The 22,208-nt window shown below is 47.2% G+C and carries 24 protein-coding genes; 14 read left to right on the top strand and 10 right to left on the bottom strand.

Annotated elements, in window-relative coordinates:
* Positions 1 to 31: 31 nt before the first annotated feature.
* The 6 genes from ACXADP_RS15485 (at position 32) to ACXADP_RS15460 (ending at position 7,414) form a co-directional block, all read left to right on the top strand.
* On the top strand, positions 32 to 931 hold the full coding sequence (locus ACXADP_RS15485) for an ABC transporter ATP-binding protein (RefSeq protein ID WP_474967788.1): 900 nt from the start codon (positions 32 to 34) through the stop codon (positions 929 to 931).
* On the top strand, positions 924 to 2,183 hold the full coding sequence (locus ACXADP_RS15480; protein WP_474971875.1) for an ABC transporter permease: 1,260 nt from the start codon (positions 924 to 926) through the stop codon (positions 2,181 to 2,183). The genes ACXADP_RS15485 and ACXADP_RS15480 overlap by 8 nt, the downstream gene beginning before the upstream one ends.
* A 118-nt stretch (positions 2,184 to 2,301) precedes the next feature.
* Positions 2,302 to 3,561, top strand: a complete 1,260-nt coding sequence (locus ACXADP_RS15475; protein WP_474971874.1) for a metallophosphoesterase family protein — start codon at positions 2,302 to 2,304, stop codon at positions 3,559 to 3,561.
* Positions 3,539 to 6,439, top strand: a complete 2,901-nt coding sequence (locus ACXADP_RS15470; protein WP_474971873.1) for an AAA family ATPase — start codon at positions 3,539 to 3,541, stop codon at positions 6,437 to 6,439. Before ACXADP_RS15475 ends, ACXADP_RS15470 begins: the two co-directional genes overlap by 23 nt.
* An 84-nt stretch (positions 6,440 to 6,523) precedes the next feature.
* Complete coding sequence (locus ACXADP_RS15465; protein ID WP_027956545.1) at positions 6,524 to 7,081, top strand: GbsR/MarR family transcriptional regulator; 558 nt, start codon at positions 6,524 to 6,526, stop codon at positions 7,079 to 7,081.
* Positions 7,082 to 7,219: 138 nt separating this feature from the next.
* On the top strand, positions 7,220 to 7,414 hold the full coding sequence (locus ACXADP_RS15460; RefSeq protein WP_474967792.1) for a sporulation YhaL family protein: 195 nt from the start codon (positions 7,220 to 7,222) through the stop codon (positions 7,412 to 7,414).
* Positions 7,415 to 7,444: 30 nt separating this feature from the next.
* Here the strand turns inward: ACXADP_RS15460 and ACXADP_RS15455 are convergent, their stop codons facing one another.
* From ACXADP_RS15455 to ACXADP_RS15445, 3 genes are all read right to left on the bottom strand, one after another.
* Positions 7,445 to 8,365, bottom strand: a complete 921-nt coding sequence (locus tag ACXADP_RS15455) for a peptidylprolyl isomerase (protein WP_474967793.1) — start codon at positions 8,363 to 8,365, stop codon at positions 7,445 to 7,447.
* A 200-nt stretch (positions 8,366 to 8,565) separates the two neighbouring features.
* On the bottom strand, positions 8,566 to 8,748 hold the full coding sequence (locus ACXADP_RS15450) for a hypothetical protein (protein ID WP_027956542.1): 183 nt from the start codon (positions 8,746 to 8,748) through the stop codon (positions 8,566 to 8,568).
* 119 nt (positions 8,749 to 8,867) lie between these two features.
* Positions 8,868 to 9,419, bottom strand: coding sequence for a DUF3267 domain-containing protein (locus ACXADP_RS15445; RefSeq protein ID WP_474967794.1), 552 nt, complete (start codon positions 9,417 to 9,419; stop codon positions 8,868 to 8,870).
* 226 nt (positions 9,420 to 9,645) lie between these two features.
* Between ACXADP_RS15445 and ACXADP_RS15440 the strand changes: the two genes are divergently transcribed.
* Positions 9,646 to 9,972 carry a DUF1878 family protein gene (locus tag ACXADP_RS15440; RefSeq protein WP_035532700.1) on the top strand — a complete coding sequence of 109 codons (327 nt, stop codon included), beginning with the start codon at positions 9,646 to 9,648 and terminating at the stop codon, positions 9,970 to 9,972.
* A gap of 79 nt (positions 9,973 to 10,051) precedes the next feature.
* Here the strand turns inward: ACXADP_RS15440 and ACXADP_RS15435 are convergent, their stop codons facing one another.
* Both ACXADP_RS15435 and ACXADP_RS15430 read right to left on the bottom strand, forming a co-directional pair.
* Positions 10,052 to 10,585 carry an HTH-type transcriptional regulator Hpr gene (locus ACXADP_RS15435; protein WP_474970361.1) on the bottom strand — a complete coding sequence of 178 codons (534 nt, stop codon included), beginning with the start codon at positions 10,583 to 10,585 and terminating at the stop codon, positions 10,052 to 10,054.
* Between the two features lie 241 nt (positions 10,586 to 10,826).
* A complete protein-coding gene (locus tag ACXADP_RS15430; protein WP_474967795.1) occupies positions 10,827 to 11,339 on the bottom strand; it encodes a GbsR/MarR family transcriptional regulator in 513 nt (170 codons plus the stop codon).
* Positions 11,340 to 11,603: 264 nt separating this feature from the next.
* On the opposite strand from ACXADP_RS15430, the gene ACXADP_RS15425 reads away from it, so the two are divergent.
* The 3 genes from ACXADP_RS15425 (at position 11,604) to ACXADP_RS15415 (ending at position 14,617) form a co-directional block, all read left to right on the top strand.
* Positions 11,604 to 12,806 carry a quaternary amine ABC transporter ATP-binding protein gene (locus ACXADP_RS15425; protein ID WP_474967796.1) on the top strand — a complete coding sequence of 401 codons (1,203 nt, stop codon included), beginning with the start codon at positions 11,604 to 11,606 and terminating at the stop codon, positions 12,804 to 12,806.
* Entirely contained in the window at positions 12,790 to 13,638 is an 849-nt protein-coding gene (locus ACXADP_RS15420) for an ABC transporter permease (protein WP_027956537.1), read from the top strand. The genes ACXADP_RS15425 and ACXADP_RS15420 overlap by 17 nt, the downstream gene beginning before the upstream one ends.
* A 61-nt stretch (positions 13,639 to 13,699) precedes the next feature.
* Positions 13,700 to 14,617, top strand: coding sequence for a glycine betaine ABC transporter substrate-binding protein (locus ACXADP_RS15415; RefSeq protein ID WP_474967797.1), 918 nt, complete (start codon positions 13,700 to 13,702; stop codon positions 14,615 to 14,617).
* Between the two features lie 140 nt (positions 14,618 to 14,757).
* Here ACXADP_RS15415 and ACXADP_RS15410 read toward each other — a convergent pair whose 3' ends face one another.
* The 3 genes from ACXADP_RS15410 to ACXADP_RS15400 form a co-directional block, all read right to left on the bottom strand.
* Positions 14,758 to 15,165, bottom strand: a complete 408-nt coding sequence (locus ACXADP_RS15410) for a YtxH domain-containing protein (protein ID WP_474967798.1) — start codon at positions 15,163 to 15,165, stop codon at positions 14,758 to 14,760.
* Between the two features lie 148 nt (positions 15,166 to 15,313).
* The gene (locus ACXADP_RS15405; protein ID WP_474967799.1) at positions 15,314 to 15,847 is read right to left on the bottom strand and encodes a tryptophan transporter; all 534 of its coding nucleotides are present in this window, start codon (positions 15,845 to 15,847) and stop codon (positions 15,314 to 15,316) included.
* 128 nt (positions 15,848 to 15,975) lie between these two features.
* Entirely contained in the window at positions 15,976 to 16,404 is a 429-nt protein-coding gene (locus ACXADP_RS15400) for an HIT family protein (RefSeq protein WP_474967800.1), read from the bottom strand.
* A gap of 140 nt (positions 16,405 to 16,544) precedes the next feature.
* Here ACXADP_RS15400 and ACXADP_RS15395 point away from each other — a divergent pair, with 140 nt between their 5' ends.
* From ACXADP_RS15395 to ACXADP_RS15385, 3 genes are read left to right on the top strand one after another with little or no spacing between them, the layout of a single operon-like run.
* The gene (locus ACXADP_RS15395; RefSeq protein WP_474967801.1) at positions 16,545 to 17,288 is read left to right on the top strand and encodes an ABC transporter ATP-binding protein; all 744 of its coding nucleotides are present in this window, start codon (positions 16,545 to 16,547) and stop codon (positions 17,286 to 17,288) included.
* Entirely contained in the window at positions 17,281 to 18,495 is a 1,215-nt protein-coding gene (locus tag ACXADP_RS15390) for an ABC transporter permease (RefSeq protein WP_474967802.1), read from the top strand. Before ACXADP_RS15395 ends, ACXADP_RS15390 begins: the two co-directional genes overlap by 8 nt.
* A 48-nt stretch (positions 18,496 to 18,543) precedes the next feature.
* A complete protein-coding gene (locus ACXADP_RS15385; RefSeq protein WP_474967803.1) occupies positions 18,544 to 19,245 on the top strand; it encodes an EcsC family protein in 702 nt (233 codons plus the stop codon).
* Here the strand turns inward: ACXADP_RS15385 and ACXADP_RS15380 are convergent.
* Positions 19,242 to 20,420, bottom strand: a complete 1,179-nt coding sequence (locus tag ACXADP_RS15380) for an amidohydrolase (RefSeq protein ID WP_474971872.1) — start codon at positions 20,418 to 20,420, stop codon at positions 19,242 to 19,244. The two genes, ACXADP_RS15385 and ACXADP_RS15380, sit on opposite strands and share 4 nt — an antisense overlap.
* 400 nt (positions 20,421 to 20,820) lie before the next feature.
* Positions 20,821 to 21,258 (bottom strand): ferritin-like domain-containing protein, encoded by a 438-nt coding sequence (locus tag ACXADP_RS15375; protein WP_474967805.1) that lies wholly within the window; start codon positions 21,256 to 21,258, stop codon positions 20,821 to 20,823.
* A 207-nt stretch (positions 21,259 to 21,465) separates the two neighbouring features.
* Here ACXADP_RS15375 and liaF point away from each other — a divergent pair, with 207 nt between their 5' ends.
* Positions 21,466 to 22,206 (top strand): cell wall-active antibiotics response protein LiaF, encoded by a 741-nt coding sequence (gene liaF, locus ACXADP_RS15370; protein WP_474971871.1) that lies wholly within the window; start codon positions 21,466 to 21,468, stop codon positions 22,204 to 22,206.
* Positions 22,207 to 22,208 lie beyond the last annotated feature (2 nt).

The raw sequence follows: 22,208 nt of genomic DNA, 5'->3' as shown, positions 1-22,208 counted from the left end.
GTAAGATAAACAGAAAGGGGAGGTTATCGGTATGACTTTGAGGTTGGAGAATGTTACAAAGACGTTCGGTTCGTTCACGGCAGTGGATCATTTATCCATCGAGATACCTGAACAGCAGATTTTCGGTTTTCTTGGAGCCAACGGAGCGGGCAAAACGACGACGTTCCGTATGATCCTCGGGCTGCTGGATCAGACAGAAGGAGAGATATCGTGGAATCGGGGGAAAATCGGCTATGGGGAGAGCCATTTGATTGGTTATCTTCCTGAAGAGCGGGGGTTGTACCCGAAGTTGAAAGTGAAAGAGCAGCTTGTGTACCTGGCTAAACTGCGCGGGATGTCCAAAAAGGAGGCAGTGGAGGAAATCGACCACTGGCTGGAACGATTTAAAGTGCCGGAGTATAAGCAGAAAAAAGTAGAGGAGTTGTCCAAAGGGAATCAGCAGAAAATTCAATTCATATCGGCTGTTCTGCATAAGCCGGAGCTGCTTATTCTGGATGAGCCGTTTTCCGGACTGGATCCGGTCAATGTAGAAATGTTGAAAGAGGCTGTTGTGGAATTGAAGGAAGCTGGCACATCCATTGTGTTTTCATCTCACCGTATGGAGCATGTGGAGGAATTGTGTGAAAGTCTTTGTATCCTTCATCATGGATCCCCCGTCGTTCACGGCAGGTTGAAGGAAATCAAACGATCGTTCGGTAAGAAAAACATCCGCATTCATGCAGATTTTGATACCTCATATTTACAGTCGTTCAAGGGTGTGACCAAATATAAGCCGCTTGCAGAAGGATGCGAGCTTCAAATTACTGCGGAAGAAGCAGCTGCGGGTATTTTTGAATCCCTTCATGGAAAAGGCTTTGTCCGCACCTTTGATTTGGAAGAACCGACACTGAATGATATTTTCATTGAAAAGGCAGGGGCTTCCTATGAATAAGTTCTTCATTATGATGGGCCATACATATAAAAATAGAGTGAAATCCAAATCTTTTGTGATTACGACGCTCATTATGCTCGTGTTTATTTTCGCTGTATCCAACCTTCAATCCATCATTGAACAGTTCAGTGGGGACGAAGATGAAAACCGTATTGCCGTTCTTTCCGAAAGTGCAGCTTGGGCGTCGGCTTTTGAAAGAAGTCTCGCTTCCAGTGAGTCAGCAGCCGCTGAAACCTATGAAGGGACGCTGGAAGAGGCAAAGCAGGAAGTAGAAGAAGGCAGTTATGAGGCTGTCGTTCACATCCGGCAAGGGGCAGATCAGCTCCCGGAAGCGACGTACTTTGCCAATCAGATTGCGAATATAGAAGCAAGTGAGCCTGTCCGTCAGGCCCTGCAGCAGGTGAAAATCGAGCAGGTGACCGAAGAAGCAGACGTGGCGCCGGAAACCCTGCAGCAGATATCAGCTCCGGTATCGTTTGAACTGGAAGCCCTGGAGGAACGGGCGAAATCCGCGGAAGAACTCAATCAGACGCGCGGAATCGTATATATCATGTTGTTCTTTATGTACTTTGCTGTCATTATGTACGGCCAGATGATTTCTACGGAAGTGGCTACGGAGAAATCCAGCCGGGTGATGGAAATCTTAATTTCCAGTGTGTCTCCGGTTTCCCAGATGTTCGCTAAAATCATCGGTATCGCTCTCGTGGGCTTAACCCAGTTTGCCATTTTCCTGACCGCCGGATATTTCAGTATTCAGCAGACGATAGAGTCGGGGAGCGCTTCATTTATTGATGGGCTGGGGCTGACCACGATTCAGCCTGCCACCATCATTTATGCGGTCGTATTCTTCCTGCTGGGATACCTATTGTTTGCCACCCTTGCAGCAACGCTCGGGTCTCTCGTCAGCCGTCTGGAGGATGCCCAGCAGATGACTGCTCCTATGATCATGCTTATCGTGGCTGCCTTTATGATTGCGATGTTCGGTCTGGCCTCGCCGGATTCGACTTTCATTACCATCAGCTCGTATTTCCCGTTTTTCACCCCGTTGATTATGTTCCTGAGAGTCGGGATGCTCGACGTCCCCGTATGGGAGGTCTCCCTTTCCTTAGGCGTGCTGATCGGTTCGATTGCGCTGCTCGGATGGATAGGGGCAAGAATTTACAGAGGAGGCGTTCTCCTTTACGGAAAATCATCATCTTTGAAGGATCTTAAAGCAGCCCTCCAACTATCGAAAAAAGAAAAGTCATCCTGAACGTTTCCGCCCTTCCCGGGGCGGTCTTTTTTTGCGCAGAAGCCCTGGAAGCGAACGTGCATTCGTGGGTGTGCTTTGGTAAAATAAAAGAAAAAGATGGAGTGAAGGAGCGGAAGCTATGCGGAATGGAATCACATTTGTCCATAGTGCAGATCTGCATATGGACAGCCTGTTTAAGACGAAAGGCCATCTCCCTGAGGAACTGCTCGAACGGCTGCGGGCGGGAACCTTTGAAGCCTTTGACCGCCTTATTCAAGTATGTATAAAAGAAGAGGCGGATTTCCTGTTGATTGCCGGGGATGTCTATCATGAGGAACTGCGCAGCCTGAAGGCACAGGTCCATGTGCGCCGGGGATTTGAGAAGCTGCAGAAGCACGGGATCAATGTATACGTCAGCTTTGGAAACCATGACTTTACGTCAGGAACGGAGCACGCGGTTTCCTTTCCCGAAAATGTATTCCTATTCGAGAGCGAGCGTGTCCAGGAGTTTCCCTTTTATAAGCAGGGGGAGCTTCTGGCGCATATTTATGGCTTTTCTTACGAGACAAGGGTGGTCAAGGAGCACAAAGCGCAGGAGTTTCAAAAGACGGGACACCCTCCGTATCACATTGCTATGCTTCATGGAAGTCTGGAATCGAATACGGATCACGATGTTTATGCTCCCTTCACATTGGAGGAATTGAAGCGTACGGGGATGGATTACTGGGCGCTCGGCCATATCCATAAACGGGAAATTTTATCTGCAGACCCGCTGATTATCTATCCGGGAAATACACAGGGCAGGTCTCAGAAAGAACAGGGGCCGAAAGGGTGTTACGTCATCGAAGAACAGGAGGGGGAATGGGAGTACAGGTTTCAGCCTCTGCACAGCTTTGTGTATGAAAGTGTTACCGTTCCTGTTCCATCCCTGGAAAGCCCGAATGAATTGGAGCGCGTATTAGAGAGTGCGAAGCATCACGTTGCGGAAAGCGGCGACTCTGTCATGCTCTCTGTGACGATTGAAGGCAGCGGGCGTCAGTGGAAGCGCTGGTGGTCCTCGGGGGTAATGGATGAATGGAAGGATATCGTTAACGAAAATGAAGACGTTATCGAAGACGGCTGGGTGTGGATTGAAGATGTGCGTCTGGATGAAAGAGTAAGCTGGACTGAAGAAGATCTTCATGGTCCTCATTTCACGGGAGAGTTCTTGAAGAAAATGAATGAAGCAGACGCCGAAGCCTTGGATTCGTGGCTCGCTCCATTGTACGGTCACAGGAAGATGTCGCGGTTCGTTCCTTCCCTTAATGAAAAGGAGCAGGCGGAAGTGCTGGAGAAAGCAAAAGCAGCGGCAGTAAACCAATTAATAGGAAGCGGGGATGACGGCTTTGATCATACATAACCTATATATTCATGGCTTTGGAAAATGGAGCGGGTTCTCCCTATCCTTCGCTGAGGACCGTCCGAACATCATTACAGGAAGGAATGAAGCAGGGAAATCCACCCTTTATCATTTCTTTTTATACATGTTTTTCGGTCTGCCGCCTAAGCAGAGGGAAGCATATAAGCCTAAACAAGGCGGGGGGCTTGGAGGTACCATCACGGTAGAGACGGCAGAAGCTGAAGTCGTGACAGTCGAACGATTTCATGACCGGCATAAAGGACAGGCGGTCTGCCGCAGCTCTCTTGGAGTAGAGTATGGAGAAGAATGGCTGAGGGAACAGTTGAATGGTCTGGACCGGGAGAGCTTTGAAGCGATCTTCAGTTTCAATGCGGACGACCTCCGCCATTTGGAAACGCTGTCTGCTGAAAGTCTTGGTGAAACCTTGCTGGATATCGGTCTCACCGGATCGGATCGGATCAGCCGCACAGAAAGATGGCTGGAAAAGAAAGTGGAGGAGCGGTTCAAACCCCAGGGCAGAAAACCCGTAATCAATGAACAGCTTCATAAAGTGGAAGACCTTTATAAAAAGAAACGATCACTCGAAAAAGAGGAGCAGGACTACCTTCATCTGCTTGAGGAAAAGCAGCAGGCGATGGAGGAAATCGAAGCCTCTGGAATGGCCTGGAGGGAGAAAACGAATGCCCTCTACCGGACGGAACAATTATTGAAAGCCAGACCGGCACTTGTGAACTATCATCAAGGGCTGGAAGAACTTCAACGCCGGGCGTTCATTGTTTTTCCTGATGGGGGAATGGAAAGATACAGGCAGCTCAAGGAAAAAATCCTCCCCCTTCAATCAGAAAAGAAGCTCCTCACTTCGGATGTCGAAGCCGGAAAGGAAAAGCTGAAGGCTTTGTCATCCGCTTACCAGCCTCAACGACTTGAGGAAGCAGCAATGCTTTTGAAGCAACGCCCCGAATCAGAAAAGATCGATTATGAGAAAGATCGGCTGCATAAGGAATCAGAGCGCAGGCAGGAAGAGCTGTCCAAGGAAGTCCAGGCGCTGGATATTCCATTGACCGTTGCCGATCTTGATGATTACACATTTCCCTTTTATATAGAAGAAACGTGGAGAGAATTGAAAAACGAAGAGCAGACATTGGTTCAGGAAAGGGCCTATATTCATGATCAAAGCATGGATCTGGAGCGGGAGTTTCAGTATGTAGAGACGAAGAAAGCTGAATTGGAAGAAGAGATGATCGGTGAAGACGAAGCGGCTGCTCTTCAATCCAAAGTTCAGGAAGCTTCAGAAACGGCTGCGGCCAACCGAGCCACAAGGAACAGTGGAAAAGCCGGCAGGAGACGTCCGAACAGGTCTGTTCTTTTTGTTGGAGCCGCCACTGTCCTATCAGGCGGGGCAGCGGTCTTTATAGGCGGCGGGAGTGTTGTTTGGCTGCTGCTTGGAGTGATGTTGTCCATCGGTCTCAGTTTCTATGCTTCCCGCCTTCCACAGAGTGTCCATCCTCAAATCCCGGATAGCAGAGAAGAAGAAGTGGAAAGAGCACGGGAGGAGCTGAGGAAATATGAAACAAGAAGAACGGAATGGAAGCATGTTCATGATCAGTGGAAGCAGCTGAATCATGAAGACATCCGTCTTCAGGAAAAAGAAAGTCTTGCCGCGCAGCGCCGGCGCCGCTTGGAAGCTCAAGTGACAGAGCAGCGAAGCCTTTATCCGTTTCTAACCGGACTTGATGTGAAACACTGGGAGAAGTTATTTCATAAAGTCGTTCAACTTCGTGAAAAGCGAGTGGAATACCTTCAGGCAGTGAATCGGATAGAGGAACTGGAAAGGGAACAGGACAGAATGATTGAGCAATTGAAAACGTTTCACAGACGTTTAGATTGGGAAATAATAGATCATACTGTCCGTACAGGCTGGAACGAATTGAGCGGCTGGGTCAAAAAGCAGGAACAGTTGGAAAGGGATGTCCATCAACAAAAAGAAGCGTTGGAAGCGTTGGAACACCGTCTTAAAAAAATCACGTATCAGCTGCAAGGTTATCTTGAAGAATGCCATCAGCTTTTTGAAGAGTGCGGGGTCGAGAGCGAACAAGACTTCTATAAAAAGGCGGAAGAGGCAGAAACCGTAAGGAAACTTCAGGAGAACGTCGCCGGGCATCAGTTTCAAATCGAAGGGTTGTTGTCTGAAGAAGATCAGACATATGCGGATGTATGGAATCAAGTGCCGGAGGAAAGCCGGCTGCTGACCGAAATCCGAGAGTTCAAACGGGATATTGAGCAGCTGGAAACGCAGCAGTCCGATGCGCGGCAGCATCTTGCGGATATCCACAGCCGGCTCGATCAGATGGAGAATTCTGATGAGCGTTCAGCTCTGACCCACCACTATCAGGCGGAGAAAGAGAAGCTGAAGGAGCTGGCAAAGGAATGGGCCGGCTATCAGACTGCCCTCCAGGCCTTAAAGGAAACCAAACAGTCCTACCAATCCACCTACCTTCCTGCTGTACTGGCATCGGCTGAGGACTATTTCCGGGTGTTGACCGACCGCCGCTATGAAAGCATAGCGGCTGATGATTCTGAACGGGGGATCACCGTGCTCAATTCAGAAGGAATGCTTTTTGCCCCTGGAGAATTATCGAAGGGGACGCGCGACCAGTTGTACATATCGCTGCGTCTGGCTCTGGGGGAAACGATGGCCGGCCAAAGGCCGCTTCCCTTTTTTATGGATGATGCGTTTGTGCATTTCGATGAAAGCCGGCTGCAGAAAATGACTACGATTCTACAGGGCGTATCCACCCGTCACCAGGTGCTGTTTTTCTCCTGGAGAAGTGATCTTCAGCAAGTGTTTACAGACGCAAATATTCAGCAGTTAAAATAAATTGAGGTTTAGGTCGCAATCTCAGGACTTTAATGATAAAATGTTCTAAGATTACATGAGCATTATGCAAATGGAGGGTTTCCATTGCCAGAAACAAATAATAAAGACTGGACGAAATACGAAGAAACAATTGAACAATTCATTCAGGTGATTGCTAAGAATATGAGCCTCTACGGGGTGACTCCTTCGATAGGACGACTGTATGGAGTGTTGTACTTCTCCGAGGAGCCGATGACGCTGGATGACATGCGTGAAGCTCTTGAGATGAGTAAGACGAGTATGTCCACAGGTGTCCGGGCTTTGTCTGATATGAAAATGGTGGAACCTTCCTTTAAAAAAGGAGTTCGGAAAGACTTGTACAAGTCGGAGGAAGACTGGTATAAGTCATTCACTTCCCTTTTCGGGAGCAGGTGGAGACATCATACAGAAACGAACATTGAAGAGGCGGACGAGGCGATTCAGGAACTGGAATCTCTTCAGAACCGCACTTCCGATGAAGAGTTGAAAGAGAAGATCCAGGTGGATATCGACCGTTTAAAATATGCCCAGAACTACTACCGCTGGCTGATGAAATTTATCCATGTCGTTGAATCCGGGGAAATTTTTAAATACGTTCCGAAAATCGATCAGAAGAGTGAATAACATAAAAAAACTGTCCCGGCTTTTCCGAGCATTGAATGGAAAAAGCGCGGGGCAGTTTTTTTGCTGGAGGGGAGCTTGTTCATATTCCGTCATGCTGATACATAAGCTTATGGTAAACAGGGCAGGGAGGAACAGCGTATGCTATTCGGTTTGCCGATCTGGGTATTTCTATGTGTGGCTTTTATATTTTTCAGTGGCTATATGGCTTTCCGGGCTATGAGGGCGGAACATACATTGGAGCAGGAGTTTATTGAACAAGAGGGACAGGTGTATTTGAAGAGGATCGAGCAGGAAAAGCAGCGGCGGGGAAAACGGAGAATGACCTCAAACTAAAAGCCGGGTGAAGGATCACCCGGCTTTTTATTATTCTTCTGTATTCTCTTCTTCCGTGCTTGATTCCTCTTCTGCTGCTTCGTCTTCTTCAGATGCGTCATCAAAAAGACCTTCGAATTGATCATCCTTCACATCAATCTCGGCATCTTTTTCAAGCTGATCCATTTTCTCTTGAAGCTGTGTCTGATCGACCTTCTGGCTCACAAGTGTGCGTCGGATTTCATCTTTCGTATCTTCATAAGACTCGATATCTTCTTTTTCGCGCTTGTCGGTCACTTTAATGATATGGTAGCCGAACTGTGTTTCGACAGGTTCACTGACGCTGTCTTTTTCCAATTCGTAGGCTTTCTCTTCGAATTCAGCGACCATCTGTCCTGGACCAAACCAACCGAGATCTCCGCCGTTTTCAGAGGAGCCGTCTGTGGAGTATTCTTTGGCAAGCTCTCCGAAGTCACCACCGTCATCAAGCTTTTTCTGCACTTCTTGAGCGGTTTCTTCATCTTCGACTAGAATATGGCTTGCTTTTACTTCTGTTTTCATGCGTTCATAGTACTGCTTCATTTCTTCTTCCGTGATTTCGACATCTTCAGCTGCCGCCTTTTCCTGAAGCAGGCTCATGCGGATGGTTTCCTTGAAGGCTTCTTCATCAGAGAAGCCATTCTGTTCAAGAACGGTTTCAAACTGCTCCCCGTACTGGTCTTTCAATGTCTGCAGTTCTTCTTCAACGGCTTCATCGGTCACTTCATAGTTGTTGGAAAGAACTTCTTTCATAACAAGGCTTTGAAGCACTTGATCACCATGCTGGCTTTTCAGTTCCTGATAGAATTCTTCCTTCGTTACTTCTCCATCTTTCGTTTGAACGACGACTTCCGATTCATCCGCGTTTGATGAACAAGCTGAAAGGGTGAAGACGCCTGCCGCCAAGGCAGCAGTAATGGCTACTTTTTTCATGTGCATGACACTCCTAAAACGTTTTGTAATTTTTTCATGACGTAGAGATTAAATAAACAGCCTATGAGTAAATATAACACATTTTCCCTGTCCTATACTATAATGTTCAGCGAAAAAGGGTGGGGGAGCTTCCACCCCCAGTCTTTCCTTATCCGATCGAATATAAAACAGGCCACTGAAGGGATCAGCGGCCTGGGTCATTATAGTGTATTTAAGACTTCCACATAGGATGAAATGAGTAAAATAGTGATCAGCACATTAATTGTTCGGAATACACGAGTCTGCTTCTCGTTCGACATTTTCGTTTTTAAGCATAAGGAATGTGTGAGTGAGTTAAACACGAATAAAATGACGAGCGCGTACAAGCTGAAACCAAATGCCATGTTGATGAACCTCCTTTATTCCCTATGAAACTACTCTATCAAAGTTTAACTGGATTGAACAGGAAAACCCCGTTCCAGGCCATAAAAAAACAGCGCTCCACTGAACGCTGTTTTTGATTTTATGCTTTCGGCTGATGAATGAGAATATCGTAGCCGTCTTTCGCATTTTCAATGATGCATTTCCTCGGTGCTTTCGCGAAATGGCTGACATAAAGAAAATCTGAAAAGGACAGCCCGATATTCACAGAGGCAAACAGCACCAGATAGGCGAAGTAATTCGGGAAGACGTAACTCATGACTAGTGTTGGAACAGTAATCAAAAAAGTCGGTGCCAGTGCCATCGTCATGGACATCGGTTTGGACAGCCTCGTCTTGCATTGATACGAGAACGTCGGTACGCAGCGTTTCCTGAATTTAAAGTGAACCCGCAGTCGTTTATAGCTGAGCATCAAAGGCAGCATATGCATGAGCCTGTGAATGGACGGCAGAAAGAATAGAATGACCAGCAGCGGTATAAAACCGTGATCGTTCATATCATGCGTCGCATGGATCATGGAAAACGGCAGGTAAAGAATTAAAAAGGACAATAGTCCGGTGAGAATAGACATGATATAAACACGGTTTAATCCGAATTCTTTATTGATGTTCACTGATTTCCAGCAGTTCATCATAAGAATCCCCCCTTACTACAAAAAATGCTGTGATTTTATTATGATTATCGATATGATAGGAGTACGTTTTCTCTATCGTTTTATTAGCACAAGACGAATAATAGTATGTTTAGAGACAAAAAGCAATAGGTTTTTCGTAAAAAATACCACTGAAGATTTTACTTGATCTCGAAGTGGTCTGAAACCCTGCTGTGACAAGGGTGACAGCGAGAGGGGAGGGAAAAGTATGAAGAATGTGAATCTTTGTGACACTCTTTCTTTTCAACTGAAATTATTGAGCAGCATCAAAGAAATTGACCACTATCCTTTTACAAAATTAGTGATTGAAAAAGATTTAACAGAAATGGAATATGACGAGACGATGCATTTGCTGCAGACGCTCTCTGATCTTTATAAGGAAGAGAAGGAGGAGGGGCTGCTGGATCACTCTTCGTTACTCTTTCATTACGCGGGGATGGTCTGTTGGAAGCTTCCCATTACAGATTCTCTCGAAGCCCTTCATAAAGAAGGGTATTATAAAGACCTGACAGAACTGCTTCTGTCCTATACATAAAAAACCCCTTTCCAATGAAACATCGGAAAGGGGTTTTCAGCATATAAGTCCGGGTTTATAAGGGATAAGCACCAGGGCATTAAGAAGAACGTGACTTCTGCGATTTTTGTTTGTACTTTTCCAAATCCGTCGGCTCGTTGACTAAAGCCTCTTCTTCAATATTTTCAAGAGAACGCTCCAGAATCTCCATATATTCATCGCCGTAAATCTCTTTAATCAAGGCGGATAGATCAAGGAACTCAGGAAGTTTCCCGAACATTTCGGTCATCGGCATCACGCCTTTGAGCACCGAATTGTCGTCCGGCTCGTACTCATTGAGCGTGGATTCCAAAAGGTCGTTTCCTTCAGGAGTCAGTTCCACATAGGTATTCCTTTTGTCATTCTCACGTTTAGAGAATTGGAGGAGTCCGCGTTCTTCCATTTTCTTTGAAAAGTTGAAGGCAGTCGAGACGTGCATCACACCATATTTGGATATTTCAGAAATGCTGGCCCCTTTGAGGTGGTAGGCAATCCATAGAATATGATGCTCATTGATGTTCAACTGAAAAGGTTTGATCCAGTTCTGCCAGTCCTTCTCGATGGCTTTCCAAAGCGCTTTGGACAGTTGTGCCATTTTATGACTATAATAAATGGCTTCTCGCTTTGTGATCTTTTCCTTCACCAATTTCACCTTCTTTAGGTATATTCTTAATTCTATTGTGCCAGACATGGCGGCAATAGGAAAGTTAGAATGTGCTATTCCAATATTCTATTCCCTCTTTATAATAATATAAAACATTCTGTATTTGACAAGGTGTAAATAACAGAAAAATGATAAAAAAATACCAGTAAACGTATGTTTACTGGTGAGAAGTTCAAAATGGGTCCGGATGAAGGCTCTGGAGCGCCTTGGAAAGGCAGGTATGAAAATGGACCATTTCCCTCATGCGTTCCTGAAGAAACGCGGTTTCATCCATTTCTTTTTGTTTCACACAGCGCTGCATGTTTTCCTGCACCTGCTCTTCTACAGCCGCTAATTCATTCTCCTGTTCATTCACAGCTGTCTGCCATTTTTGTATGTAGGAAGTCATAAAGGTTTTGTAGAGGTTGGTGGTGGGTGTATATAAATCCTTCCGAACCCCTTTTTTCCACACACGTTCAACCAGTCCTTGATCGGATAAATTCCGGATTCCAGTACTCATGGCCGTCTTGCTTTTTCCCAGCGCGCTGCTCATCTCATCAAGCGTCATTGGTGACGGATGAAGGTAAAGGGTGACAAACAAGCGGGAGTCAGCCATGGATAAACCGAACATCTCCAGGGTTTTAGAAAATTCGTGTATGACTTTCATCTGGATGTCTTCCAGGTTGTGGTGATCGTTTCCTCCCATATGCTCCTCCTTTTTACGTTCTACGACTACATTACTATAAATGGTAATCCAAGAAAAATTACGGATCGACAAGCATTTTGTCGAAATTAAACGAAATATGAAGCAAATCACCCTTTAAATTACGTACAGTTTGAACTGTACGTAATTTTTGTACTTATTTTAAAGTAAAGTACGTTTGAACTTTTATTTGCAAATGGGTTACAGTGTATAAGGTAATGAGTTCAAAGTCACAGTTTGAAGATTTTTAGAAAATGAGGTGAAAACGTGCCGGTCATACAAGTAGAGAATTTATCAAAGATTTTTGGTAAAAACGCTAAAAAGGCGACGAAATACTTAGATGAAGGACAAACAAAAGAAGAAATTCTAGAAAAAACCGGAAATACGGTAGGTGTCAACAGAGCCTCCTTTGACGTTGAAGAAGGAGAAATTTTTGTCATTATGGGATTGTCGGGGAGTGGGAAATCCACACTCGTGCGTTTGATCAACCGTCTCATCGAGCCGACGGAAGGCAGTGTGCTCATTGATGGAGAGGATTTAGCGAAGATGGACAGCCGTTCCCTTCGAGAGGTCAGACGTCAGAAGCTAAGCATGGTCTTCCAGAAATTCGGGTTATTCCCACATCGGACCGTACTTGAAAATACAGAGTTCGGCCTTGAAGTCCAAGGCATTGATAAATCGGAAAGAAAGAAAAAAGCCGAGGAATCTCTTGAACTCGTTGGTCTTGGCGGATACATACACCAGTTCCCGGGTCAGCTTTCCGGGGGAATGCAGCAGAGAGTCGGACTCGCCCGCGCTCTTGCCAATGATCCTGAAGTTCTTTTAATGGATGAAGCTTTTTCTGCTTTGGATCCATTGATTCGTAAGGAAATGCAGGATGAGCTTCTCGATCTGCAGGAAACGATGAAGAAGACGATCTTATTCATTACGCACGATCTCGATGAAGCTTTAAGGATCGGCGACCGTATCGCATTGATGAAGGATGGACGGATTGTTCAAATCGGCACACCGGAAGAAATCCTCGTGAATCCTGCCAACGAATATGTCGAGAAATTCGTAGAGGATGTGGACCGTTCGAAAGTGTTGACCGCTGAAAATATTATGAAACGGCCGGAGACCGTGGATGTGGAGAAGCACGGACCGAGAACCGCTCTGGAAAGAATGCGTAAAGAAGGCCTTTCTACGATTTACGTCACCGACAGCCGGCGGAACCTCCATGGCTATGTCACAGCGGATGATGTTTCAGAGGCAGCCAGGCAGGACGTGAAGGACTTGAAAGGGATTCTGCGTACAGATGTGCCGCAGATTCAGGGTTCCACGCCGATGCAGGAGATTTTCGACATCATCCATGATGCTCCTGTTCCAGTTGCCGTCATAGACGAAGGGAAGCTGAAGGGAATTATCGTACGCGGTGCTGTTATCGCCGCACTTGCAGGAAATGAGGTGAATCTACATGGAATCGATTCCTAAAATTCCAGTAGCCCAGTGGGTGTCGGATGCCACAGAGTTAACGACAGAAACGTTCGGATTTTTATTTGATTTTATAAAAAATGATTTTGGTGACTTTATCGAGATTGTAGCCGAAGACTGGCTGATGGGCATTCCTGTCTGGCTGTTTATCGCCATCGTCGGAGTGCTGGCCTTCTTTGTTTCCGGTAAGAAATTCGGTTTGACGGCTTTTTCTGTGATTGGTCTTTGGTTTATCCATAACCAGGAGCTGTGGGAAGAGTTAATGAATACCTTCACTCTTGTGGTGTTTGCCAGTTTGATCTGTGTTATTGCAGGTATTCCGCTGGGAATCTGGATGTCGAAAAACCGGACCGTGGAAAAGATTTTCACTCCTGTTCTGGACTTTATGCAGACGATGCCGGCTTTCGTATATTTAATACCGGCCGTAGCGTTCTTCAGTATCGGGATGGTCCCGGGTGTATTTGCATCCGTTATATTTGCGACACCGCCGACCGTCCGTTTCACAAACCTGGGAATCAGACAGGTGTCTCACGAACTGATTGAAGCCTCTGACTCCTTTGGTACAACCGGCGTTCAGAAGCTGTTCAAAGTACAGCTGCCGATGGCAAAGAAAACGATTATGGCTGGAATCAACCAGACGGTCATGCTTGCCCTCTCCATGGTGGTTATCGCTTCAATGATCGGAGCCAAAGGTCTTGGGCAGACGGTTATTACCGGATTGCAGCGGGCCGAAGTAGGAACAGGGTTTGTCGCAGGCCTTGGAATTGTCATATTGGCGATTATTATCGACCGTTTTACTCAAAACCTGAATACACAGCGTGGCGAGCAGTAAGGAGAAAAAAGACCATCGTCTTTTTCTAATACACACATTTTTTTAAAGGGGAGAGATTTACATGTGGAACTGGAAGCGTTTAGGTATGGCAGCAGGGGTGTCACTGACATTGATTGCTGCAGGATGTGGCTCATCAGAAGAAGAAGCGTCCGGAAGTGATTCTTCATCAGAAGAGGTCAGTTATGGGGAAGAAATGGATTATGAGATTACCGGAGTCGAAGCGGGTGCCGGTGTTGTCAGTAAAGCACAGACAGCTGTGGAAGAGTATGACAACCTTGAAGGATGGGAAGTGTCTACATCCTCCTCAGGGGCCATGGCAGCAGCACTTGGAGAAGCTTATGAGGACGAAGAGCCGATTGTTGTCACTGGCTGGACACCGCACTGGAAGTTTTCCAAATATGACCTTGAATACTTAGAAGATCCTAAGGGTGTCTTCGGTGAAGAAGAGCAGATTAAGACGATGGTTCGCGAAGGCTTGGAAGAAGACAAGCCGAACGCTTATCAAATCTTGGACCAGTTCAACTGGACAACCGAAGACATGGAATCGGTCATGCTGGATATCAATGAAGGCAGCAGTGAAGAAGAAGCCGCACAAAAATGGATCAAAGAAAATGAAGATCTTGTAGCGGAGTGGACAAAAGGGACGGAAGAAGTCGATGGAACCGAAGTGAAGCTGGTTTATGTGATGTGGGATTCTGAAATTGCCTCTACGCATGTCATTGGAGAAGTGCTGAAGCAGCAAGGATTTGACGTAACGTTGACGTCTCTGGATAACGGACCGATGTGGGAGTCTGTAGCCTCTGGAGAAGCTTCCGGAATGGTCGCAGCGTGGCTGCCGGTCACTCACGGAAGTCAGTATGAAAAACACGAGGACAGCATTGTGGACCTTGGTGCCAACTTGGAAGGGGCTAAAATCGGCCTTGTCGTTCCAGCCTATATGGATGTTGATTCTATTGAGGATCTGAAAGCGGCGGAATAACAGCTGAAACGCATCATTGAAAACCCGTGCAGGAATCGAGACATGTTGATCCCTGCACGGGTTTTTAGCAGGGTATACACCCTGTTTATTAACTTTAAAGCGTACAAAAGCCCCCGTTTGGATCAACGGGGGCTTTTCGGCTATTGATGGTTAATGGTCTCATGACTTGGCTGGGAAGGGTCGGTGTTTTGATCGGCCTTCGCTTTTTCCTCCAGCTCCTTCAGACTCTCTTCAATCTGCTCCAAATATTTCTGGATGTTTTTCTGGTGGGGTTCGACGGTGCGTTTCCAGCTTTCAATGGAGGATTTCACATCCTCGGAAAGCTCTTTAATTAATTCAGCACCTTCTTTGGACGTCTGAGTAATCTGGTCTCTGAGCTGCATGCCATCCTCTTTCAGGCTCAGCACGGTATTCTTCAGGTTTTCGCTTTTCAGTCTGGCATTTTCACGGAAATCCCTTCCGGATGATGGGGCATTAAAAAGTGTGCATGCGGCCCCGACGGCACCTCCTACTAAAATGCCCAGAGCTAACGATTTTCCATTTGGCATATCCGTCCATCTCCTTTCAGATCCATCTCCATGGTTCTATTTTCTCTTAATATGTAAGAATAAAACCTTAAAATGATAAAAAAGCGTCTGTCGTTTTAAGTATAACAAAGGCACTACAGAAAAGTAGTGCCTTTGTTGACTGACAAGGTTACGAAGCCTGCCGGACCGGACCTCCCATGGAAGACCGCTTGAGGATCTTCATGGCAACAGGGTACACAACGGCGACGAACAAGATGTTGAAGACCGCAGCCGGGAGAACGACTGTGGCGAACATGACGCCGAAACTCGCTTCCATCAGGCCGATGATATATAGGACAACGCCAAGGAAAATGGATCCGCTGATCATTGTTCCAATGCCGGCAAGAATCGGCTGCGTCAGTTTATGGTTAGAGATTTTTTTCGTCAGCAGTACAAGTCCAAAGAAAGCGAAAGCTGTCAATGGTTTGTCAATCAAGTTGGCAAGCTGGCCGCCGGGCACTGTCGTTGTCAAAGCAGCGATAAAACCGGTAGCTAAGGACAAAAGCAGTACATAAGGGGCTTTCGGGAACATCAGTATGCCCAGGAACATCATGGCCAGCATCATGTCCGGACGCATCCCGAAGAAAAACGGTGGAGCCACCGCGTGAAGCACAGCACCAATACCAACAAGCAGGGACAACATAACTAATACTCGAATATTCATTTAACATCTCTCCTCAACTATTCTAATCTCTTCTAAATGACATTCCAGACGTGTCCTTCTGACCGCCTGCGAACGCATACCTGTATTATACAAAAATCAGCTCCGAAAATCAAAAATGATACATAGTGTTAATGAGGAATCCGGCTGCTGATCTCACCGGCAACCGCCTGAAGCTGCTCCGGGGAGTACTCATCGGAATGGACTTCCCATTTTGCTCCGAAACCATCATTATCCCCATACCTTGGAATCAGATGAATATGTAGATGGAAAACAGACTGTCCTGCTGGTTCTTCGTTGTTGTTCAGCACATTCAAGCCGACCGGTTCATACGTTTCCTTAATGGCATTGGCGATTTTAGGAATTCTCGAGAAAAGAGCGGCTGCTGTGTCAGGATGGGTGTTGTAAATATCCTTGCAGTGCGCCTTGGGGATGACGAGCGTGTGCCCCTTCGTCACCTGACTGATATCGAGGAAAGCATACACTTTTTCATCTTCATACACTTTAGCGGAAGGGATGTCTCCGTCAATAATCTTACAAAAGATACACGAGTCTGCCATGTTTGACACTCCTTTCATTATTGAATGTATTGTACCATAAGAAGCGGTAGACGCCCATTAGTAGAAAGCGCGGGCGGCGTGTGTGCAGATGGAAAATATGATAAAATTCACTCAAATGGACCAATGAAAAGAGGGATAGCATGCAGTCTTTATTACATATTGAAAACCTCCACGGAGGCTATACGCATAAAAACGTCCTGCACGGCATCAGTCTTGATGTGAAACCGAAAGAAATCGTCGGATTGATCGGATTGAACGGAGCGGGGAAAAGTACGACGATCAAGCATATTATCGGATTGATGCAGGCGAAGAAGGGGACGGTGTCTATTAACGGAACCCGCTTTGATGAGGATCCCGAGAAGTACCGGCAGCAGCTGGGATATATTCCTGAAATGCCGATCCTCTATGATGAGCTTACCCTTTATGAGCATCTTCATCTGACGGCTATGGCTTACAACATCCCTGAAGATGTTTTTAAGAAGCGTCTTGATCCACTATTGAAGGAATTCCGTCTGGAGAAAAAACTGAAATGGTTCCCTGTCCATTTCTCTAAGGGGATGCGTCAGAAGGTGATGATCATGTGCGCCTTCCTCATAGAACCGGAACTTTATATCGTGGATGAACCTTTTGTCGGTCTTGATCCGCTTGGGATCCAGTCCTACCTGCAGATGATGGTGGATATGAAGGAGAACGGGGCGGGCATTCTTATGTCCACCCATATTCTGGCGACAGCTGAGAAGTACTGTGACCGTTTTGTCATTCTCCACGACGGAGAGATCCGTGCGCAGGGGACACTGGCGGAGCTCCGACAATCCTTCGGCCGCCCCCATGCTTCCCTGGACGATATATATGTCGAGCTTACAAAGGAAGAGCAGCATGATTAAGGCGAAGGAGTTCTGGTCTGCGCGTTTTTCCGGACACATCAAGGAAACGAGCCGCTACTTGAAATACATGTTCAACGGGCATATTGCAGTGGCCATGCTGTTTTTCATTTCAGCTTCGGCTTATTATTATCAGCAGTGGCTTCAGAATCTTCCGGAGAACTTCCCTACCGCTTTCGTCATCGCTGTCGCTTTTGGTTTTCTCGCCGGCTACAGTCCGGTGCGGACACTGCTGAAAGAGCCGGACCTTGTCTTTCTCCTTCCGGCTGAGTATCAGCTGAATGATTACTTCAAGCGGTGTCTCTACTATAGTTACATCGTCCAGCTTTATTTAATCTTTCTTGTGTCGGCTGCGCTCGGCCCGTTATATTTGGCGTCTTATCCATCTCTGGGTGGCCGTTATTATTTCATGATGATCGGTGTCGTCCTTGTTGTGAAGGTGTGGAACATGCTTTCCAACTGGTGGATGCTCAAGGAAAGGAATGGTCGGATCCGCCGGGTGGATCAGGTGGCCAAGGCGTTCCTGAACGGCTTCATCTTTTTCTTTCTTGCCCGCGGAGATTGGGTGTTTGCCGGTGTCGTAACCGTTCTTCTTGCCGCCCTCGTCCTGTACACGTATACATTGGCGAGTCAAAAAGCCGGACTCGCCTGGGACCTGCTCGTAGAAAAGGACCAGCAGCGGATGCGTGCCTTTTACCGGATCGCCAATATGTTCACGGATGTGCCGCATTTGAAAAACACCGTGAAGAAAAGGCACGGGCTTGTCCGGCTGCTCGTGCAGAGGATCCCCTTCCGTCAGGACCACTCCTTTACTTATTTGTTCCGGATTACATTCGTCCGGAGCAGTGATTATTTAGGCATGTACCTCCGGCTGATTCTTATTGGCGGGCTGGCGGTTTGGTTTGTCCCGAACGTCTGGGTGAAAGGGGCATTTGCTCTGCTGTTTCTCTATTTGAGCGGGTTTCAGATGATGACCCTCTGGAATCACCACAGGACCATTATCTGGCTCGATCTCTATCCCGTTCATCAACAGTGGAAACAGAAGGCCGTCCTGCAATGGCTGAAAACGATCATGCTTTTCCAGACGGCTGTCTTCGGAATCCTGCTTGCTCTTCAATTCCAATGGGCGGGGATGATTGGTGTCTGGGTGCTCGGTGCTTTGTTCAGTTATGCGTTTGTACAAACGTATGTCAAACAACGATTAAACTAACAAGGAAGGCTGCATGGAGCAGCCTTCTTTTTAAAAGGAGGGTCTTCATTGAACTACGAACAAAAGGTGAAGAAAGAAGCCGTACGCTGGAGCCGGTCGCTCGATAAACGGTCTGCTCTTCTGCAGCGGACCTCGAAGCCGTTTCAGCAGCGGATCAACAGTACGATTCCCGACCGCATCCACCAGGTGATAACGGAAAGTGTCCGTTCCATGATGGAAGCCGCTTTAACCACCTCTGAATACGTCAGGCCTGTGACTGTCGAAGACCACTGGACGTGGGAAGAGCGGGAGGTGAAGATTAAGGAACTGCTGAAGCAGTACAAAAGAACCGCTTCACTGGAAGGAGCCGGGACGGGGTTCGGCGGCATATGGCTGGGCCTTGCCGACTTTCCTCTGCTGTTAAGTATCAAGATGAAGTTTTTATTCGATGCGGCCCAGGTGTGTGGAATGAACATCCATTCGTATGAGGACAGAGTCTATTTACTGCACGTCTTTATGCTGGCTTATTCCAGCGATGACGTGAGGAAACAGACGAAGGAAAAAGTGATGAATTGGAAGGACGTTCCGCTTGAGGAGAAGAATGTGGATTGGAAAACGCTTCAGATGGAGTACAGAGATACGCTTGATATAGTAAAGCTGCTCCAAATCGTCCCCGGCATCGGTGCCGTCGTCGGCTTTGTGGCCAATGGACGTTTATTGGAGCAGCTTGGTGAAACAGCTGTACAGTCCTTTCGTCTACGTTTTCTTTAGGACTGTTGTTTTTCCTGATAGCTCATATAAGCCTGAAACAGCGTCTTTGCAGCGTGAGGCAGGGCAGACTCATCAAAGTCGAATTTCGGATGATGATGCGGGTAGTAATGATCAGGGATTTGAGCTCCCGTAAAGTAGTACGCACCCGGTTTCTCCAATAAGTAATAGGCGAAGTCCTCTCCGGCCATCACGGGCTCCACTTCTTCGGTAACGAGGGAAGCATCCGCCTTAGAAGCGTTCTCCAGGATGAGTTCAGCCTCATCGATATGGTTGATGACCGGTGGGTAGCCCTTTTCATAAAGAAAATCATAGTCGGCGTCATATCCCTGGCACGTACCTTTTATGATTTTTTCCATTTCGCCGATAATCAGATCCTGAACATCAGCATCAAACGTCCGGACTGTCCCCGTCAGCTTAGCTGAATCAGCAATCACGTTAAAGGTGCCGCCCGCTTCCAAAGTTCCGACCGTAACGACCGCCGTTTTCAGAGGGTCAATCCGGCGGCTGACCACCTGCTGCAGCGTAGTCACGAGCTGGGAAGCGATGACAATGGCATCTTTCGTCTGGTGCGGCTGAGCGCCGTGTCCACCTTTTCCTTTGATCGTAATTTCAAAACGGTCCGCTCCAGCCATAAACGGCCCTTTAGACGTCTGGATGACTCCGGTCGGTGCATTTACCCATAAGTGCGTTCCGAAGACGGCATCCGCTTCTTCGATGGCTCCCGCCTCGACCATTGGCTTGGCACCTCCGGGAGCATATTCCTCCGCATGCTGATGAAGGAACAGCACGGTTCCCGGAAGTTCGCTTTGATAAGGGGCGAGAGCTTCGGCCAGGCCTAGCAAAGCTGCCGTATGGCCGTCATGTCCACAGGCATGCATCGCCCCGTCATGCTTGGAGCGGTAGGAAACATCATTCTCCTCCTGGATCGGCAGGGCATCAAAATCTGCACGAAGGGCAACCGTTCGGCCGGGTTTTCCGCCTTTAAGCGTGGCGACGACACCGTTGCCGCCGACGTGGCTTTCATAAGGAATGCCCAGTCTTTCATATGTATCTGCTATAAATTGCGCCGTTTTCTCCTCGTGGAAAGAAACCTCCGGATATTGGTGAAGATACCGGCGTGTTTCCACCATCTTGTCGTATTGACGGTCGATGGCTTGAAAAACATTCTCCCTCATGTCGCATTCTCCTTTATGTTGTGGTTGTACAAATTGTAATACAGCTTCTGAATATTCTCAAATTTATCCCGGACGCATGCTTTTCTTAAAAGCTCTGTTAAAGTCTTTTGTTGATATTTTAAACGATTACTAAATCGTTTCCGTCTGGAATTAGGGGTCCGGTCCGCTATTTACTCAGAGCATGGGATGGCAGGGAAAGGGAGTCATTCCCAAGGCCGCCTCCTACAAATCCCATGACAAAAAGGGATGATAGGAGCTCACATGTTAAATAACAACACCAAGCAATAACAGTGCCTTCTTAAAAGAGAAAGACTGCAGTGAAGAGGGACTGTTGTCCGGCAATCATAAAAAACCCGTACGATGGTTGTTCATCGTACGGGTTTGTGCCGTGGATAGAAGATTAATCCTGCAGCCGGGAATCCTGAAGAAGGCGGCTGATCTCTTCCATGTGGTGGGTTTCATCTGAAATCATATCATCAAGCTTGACGGAAAGCTCGGTCAGGCTCAGTTCCTCCGCCTGCTGTTTTCTTTCTTCGTAGCGCTGGATCGTCTGTCTCTCCGCTTCACGTGCTTCCTCGAGCATTGGACGAACTTCTCTCAGCTGTTTCACTTCTGCCGGTGTTGTTGTCGGTGTGCCTCCAAGTGTACTGATTTTTTCAGCTAAATATAAGGCATGCCCTTGTTCATCGGCGACTTCCTCTTCGAAGAACGGCTTCAAAACGGAACGGTAAAGTCCTGTTACGACCGCCGCATTATAGGTGTACATAATGGAAGCGGCATACTCATGCGCGAGGTCTTCATTCAAGCCATCAATGAGGGCTTTCATTTTTTCATCCATGCAACAACATCCTTTCTTATTTCAGTCTCACCCATTACTTTTCCCTCCCGCTATCCATTTAAACGTGAAATTCCGTCTCAAGTCGGAAGGGGTGCCCCTCTGCAGCGGGGTTTCACCTCTCCATGAAACAGATAAAATGAAAACAGGCACAGGAAAGGTTTTTATACTGTTTTTGTCGAATTATTTACGTAAGAGAAGGGTGATAGGATGAGTACAACTGTTGGGAGAGGGATTGCGGCCTTCCTTTTGATTGGGGCCGGAGTCATTCTTTTGTTAACGAATATGAACATCATTTCCCTGGAAATGAATCTATCCTGGGGTATGATTTATCCGTTTATCATTCTGCTGTTTGGGTTGAGAATGTGGAGCGGTGCTCTTTTTAAAAAAGCGGGAAGCTGGGTGACCGGGTCATTTTTGTCCGTTTTTGCGGCCCTGTTGATTCTGGACCGTTTCGGAGTGATGACTTTCCGCTTCTGGGATATCTGGCAGCTCTGGCCGCTGCTGTTCGTGTATATCGGGTTTGGGATCATGAAGGGAAGAGGCGGAGGCAGCGATGCCCGCTATTTTGATAAACCGCTGCCTGCATCCAGGACGATGGCGGTCGGGGATCTATCTTTTACAGAAGAAAACTGGAAGGTAGAGCCGATGAACGTCTGGAGCGCGGTTAGTGATTACAAGTTCGATTTTACGAAAGCTTTTATTCCAGATGAGGATATTCCGATCCGTGTGGCCGGCTGGGCCGGTGATGTGCGCATGTTTGTACCAAAGCAGGTGCCTTTTCGGGTGGACGCAAAAGTGAAAGCCGGAGATATCAAGGTGGCCGGCCAGAAGGCGGACGGAATCAACCGCTTCATTCAATATGAAACACGGGATTACCAAGAAGCCCGCCGGAAACTGACCATCCAGATTGAATTAACGGCCGGTTCCATTAAAGTGGTTCAGGTGTAAGG

The organism is Halobacillus sp. AWH4_228 (assembly GCF_056158365.1).
This window is presented reverse-complemented; position numbering and strand designations above follow the sequence as displayed.

Coding starts and splice junctions, on each gene's coding strand:
- ACXADP_RS15485 (WP_474967788.1), top strand. CDS start 32: ATGACTTTGAGGTTGGAGAATGTTACAAAGACGTTCGGTTCGTTCACG.
- ACXADP_RS15480 (WP_474971875.1), top strand. CDS start 924: ATGAATAAGTTCTTCATTATGATGGGCCATACATATAAAAATAGAGTG.
- ACXADP_RS15475 (WP_474971874.1), top strand. CDS start 2,302: ATGCGGAATGGAATCACATTTGTCCATAGTGCAGATCTGCATATGGAC.
- ACXADP_RS15470 (WP_474971873.1), top strand. CDS start 3,539: ATGACGGCTTTGATCATACATAACCTATATATTCATGGCTTTGGAAAA.
- ACXADP_RS15460 (WP_474967792.1), top strand. CDS start 7,220: ATGCTATTCGGTTTGCCGATCTGGGTATTTCTATGTGTGGCTTTTATA.
- ACXADP_RS15455 (WP_474967793.1), bottom strand. CDS start 8,365: ATGAAAAAAGTAGCCATTACTGCTGCCTTGGCGGCAGGCGTCTTCACC.
- ACXADP_RS15450 (WP_027956542.1), bottom strand. CDS start 8,748: ATGGCATTTGGTTTCAGCTTGTACGCGCTCGTCATTTTATTCGTGTTT.
- ACXADP_RS15445 (WP_474967794.1), bottom strand. CDS start 9,419: ATGATGAACTGCTGGAAATCAGTGAACATCAATAAAGAATTCGGATTA.
- ACXADP_RS15440 (WP_035532700.1), top strand. CDS start 9,646: ATGAAGAATGTGAATCTTTGTGACACTCTTTCTTTTCAACTGAAATTA.
- ACXADP_RS15435 (WP_474970361.1), bottom strand. CDS start 10,585: ATGGCACAACTGTCCAAAGCGCTTTGGAAAGCCATCGAGAAGGACTGG.
- ACXADP_RS15430 (WP_474967795.1), bottom strand. CDS start 11,339: ATGGGAGGAAACGATCACCACAACCTGGAAGACATCCAGATGAAAGTC.
- ACXADP_RS15420 (WP_027956537.1), top strand. CDS start 12,790: ATGGAATCGATTCCTAAAATTCCAGTAGCCCAGTGGGTGTCGGATGCC.
- ACXADP_RS15415 (WP_474967797.1), top strand. CDS start 13,700: ATGTGGAACTGGAAGCGTTTAGGTATGGCAGCAGGGGTGTCACTGACA.
- ACXADP_RS15410 (WP_474967798.1), bottom strand. CDS start 15,165: ATGCCAAATGGAAAATCGTTAGCTCTGGGCATTTTAGTAGGAGGTGCC.
- ACXADP_RS15405 (WP_474967799.1), bottom strand. CDS start 15,847: ATGAATATTCGAGTATTAGTTATGTTGTCCCTGCTTGTTGGTATTGGT.
- ACXADP_RS15400 (WP_474967800.1), bottom strand. CDS start 16,404: ATGGCAGACTCGTGTATCTTTTGTAAGATTATTGACGGAGACATCCCT.
- ACXADP_RS15395 (WP_474967801.1), top strand. CDS start 16,545: ATGCAGTCTTTATTACATATTGAAAACCTCCACGGAGGCTATACGCAT.
- ACXADP_RS15390 (WP_474967802.1), top strand. CDS start 17,281: ATGATTAAGGCGAAGGAGTTCTGGTCTGCGCGTTTTTCCGGACACATC.
- ACXADP_RS15380 (WP_474971872.1), bottom strand. CDS start 20,420: ATGAGGGAGAATGTTTTTCAAGCCATCGACCGTCAATACGACAAGATG.
- ACXADP_RS15375 (WP_474967805.1), bottom strand. CDS start 21,258: ATGGATGAAAAAATGAAAGCCCTCATTGATGGCTTGAATGAAGACCTC.
- liaF (WP_474971871.1), top strand. CDS start 21,466: ATGAGTACAACTGTTGGGAGAGGGATTGCGGCCTTCCTTTTGATTGGG.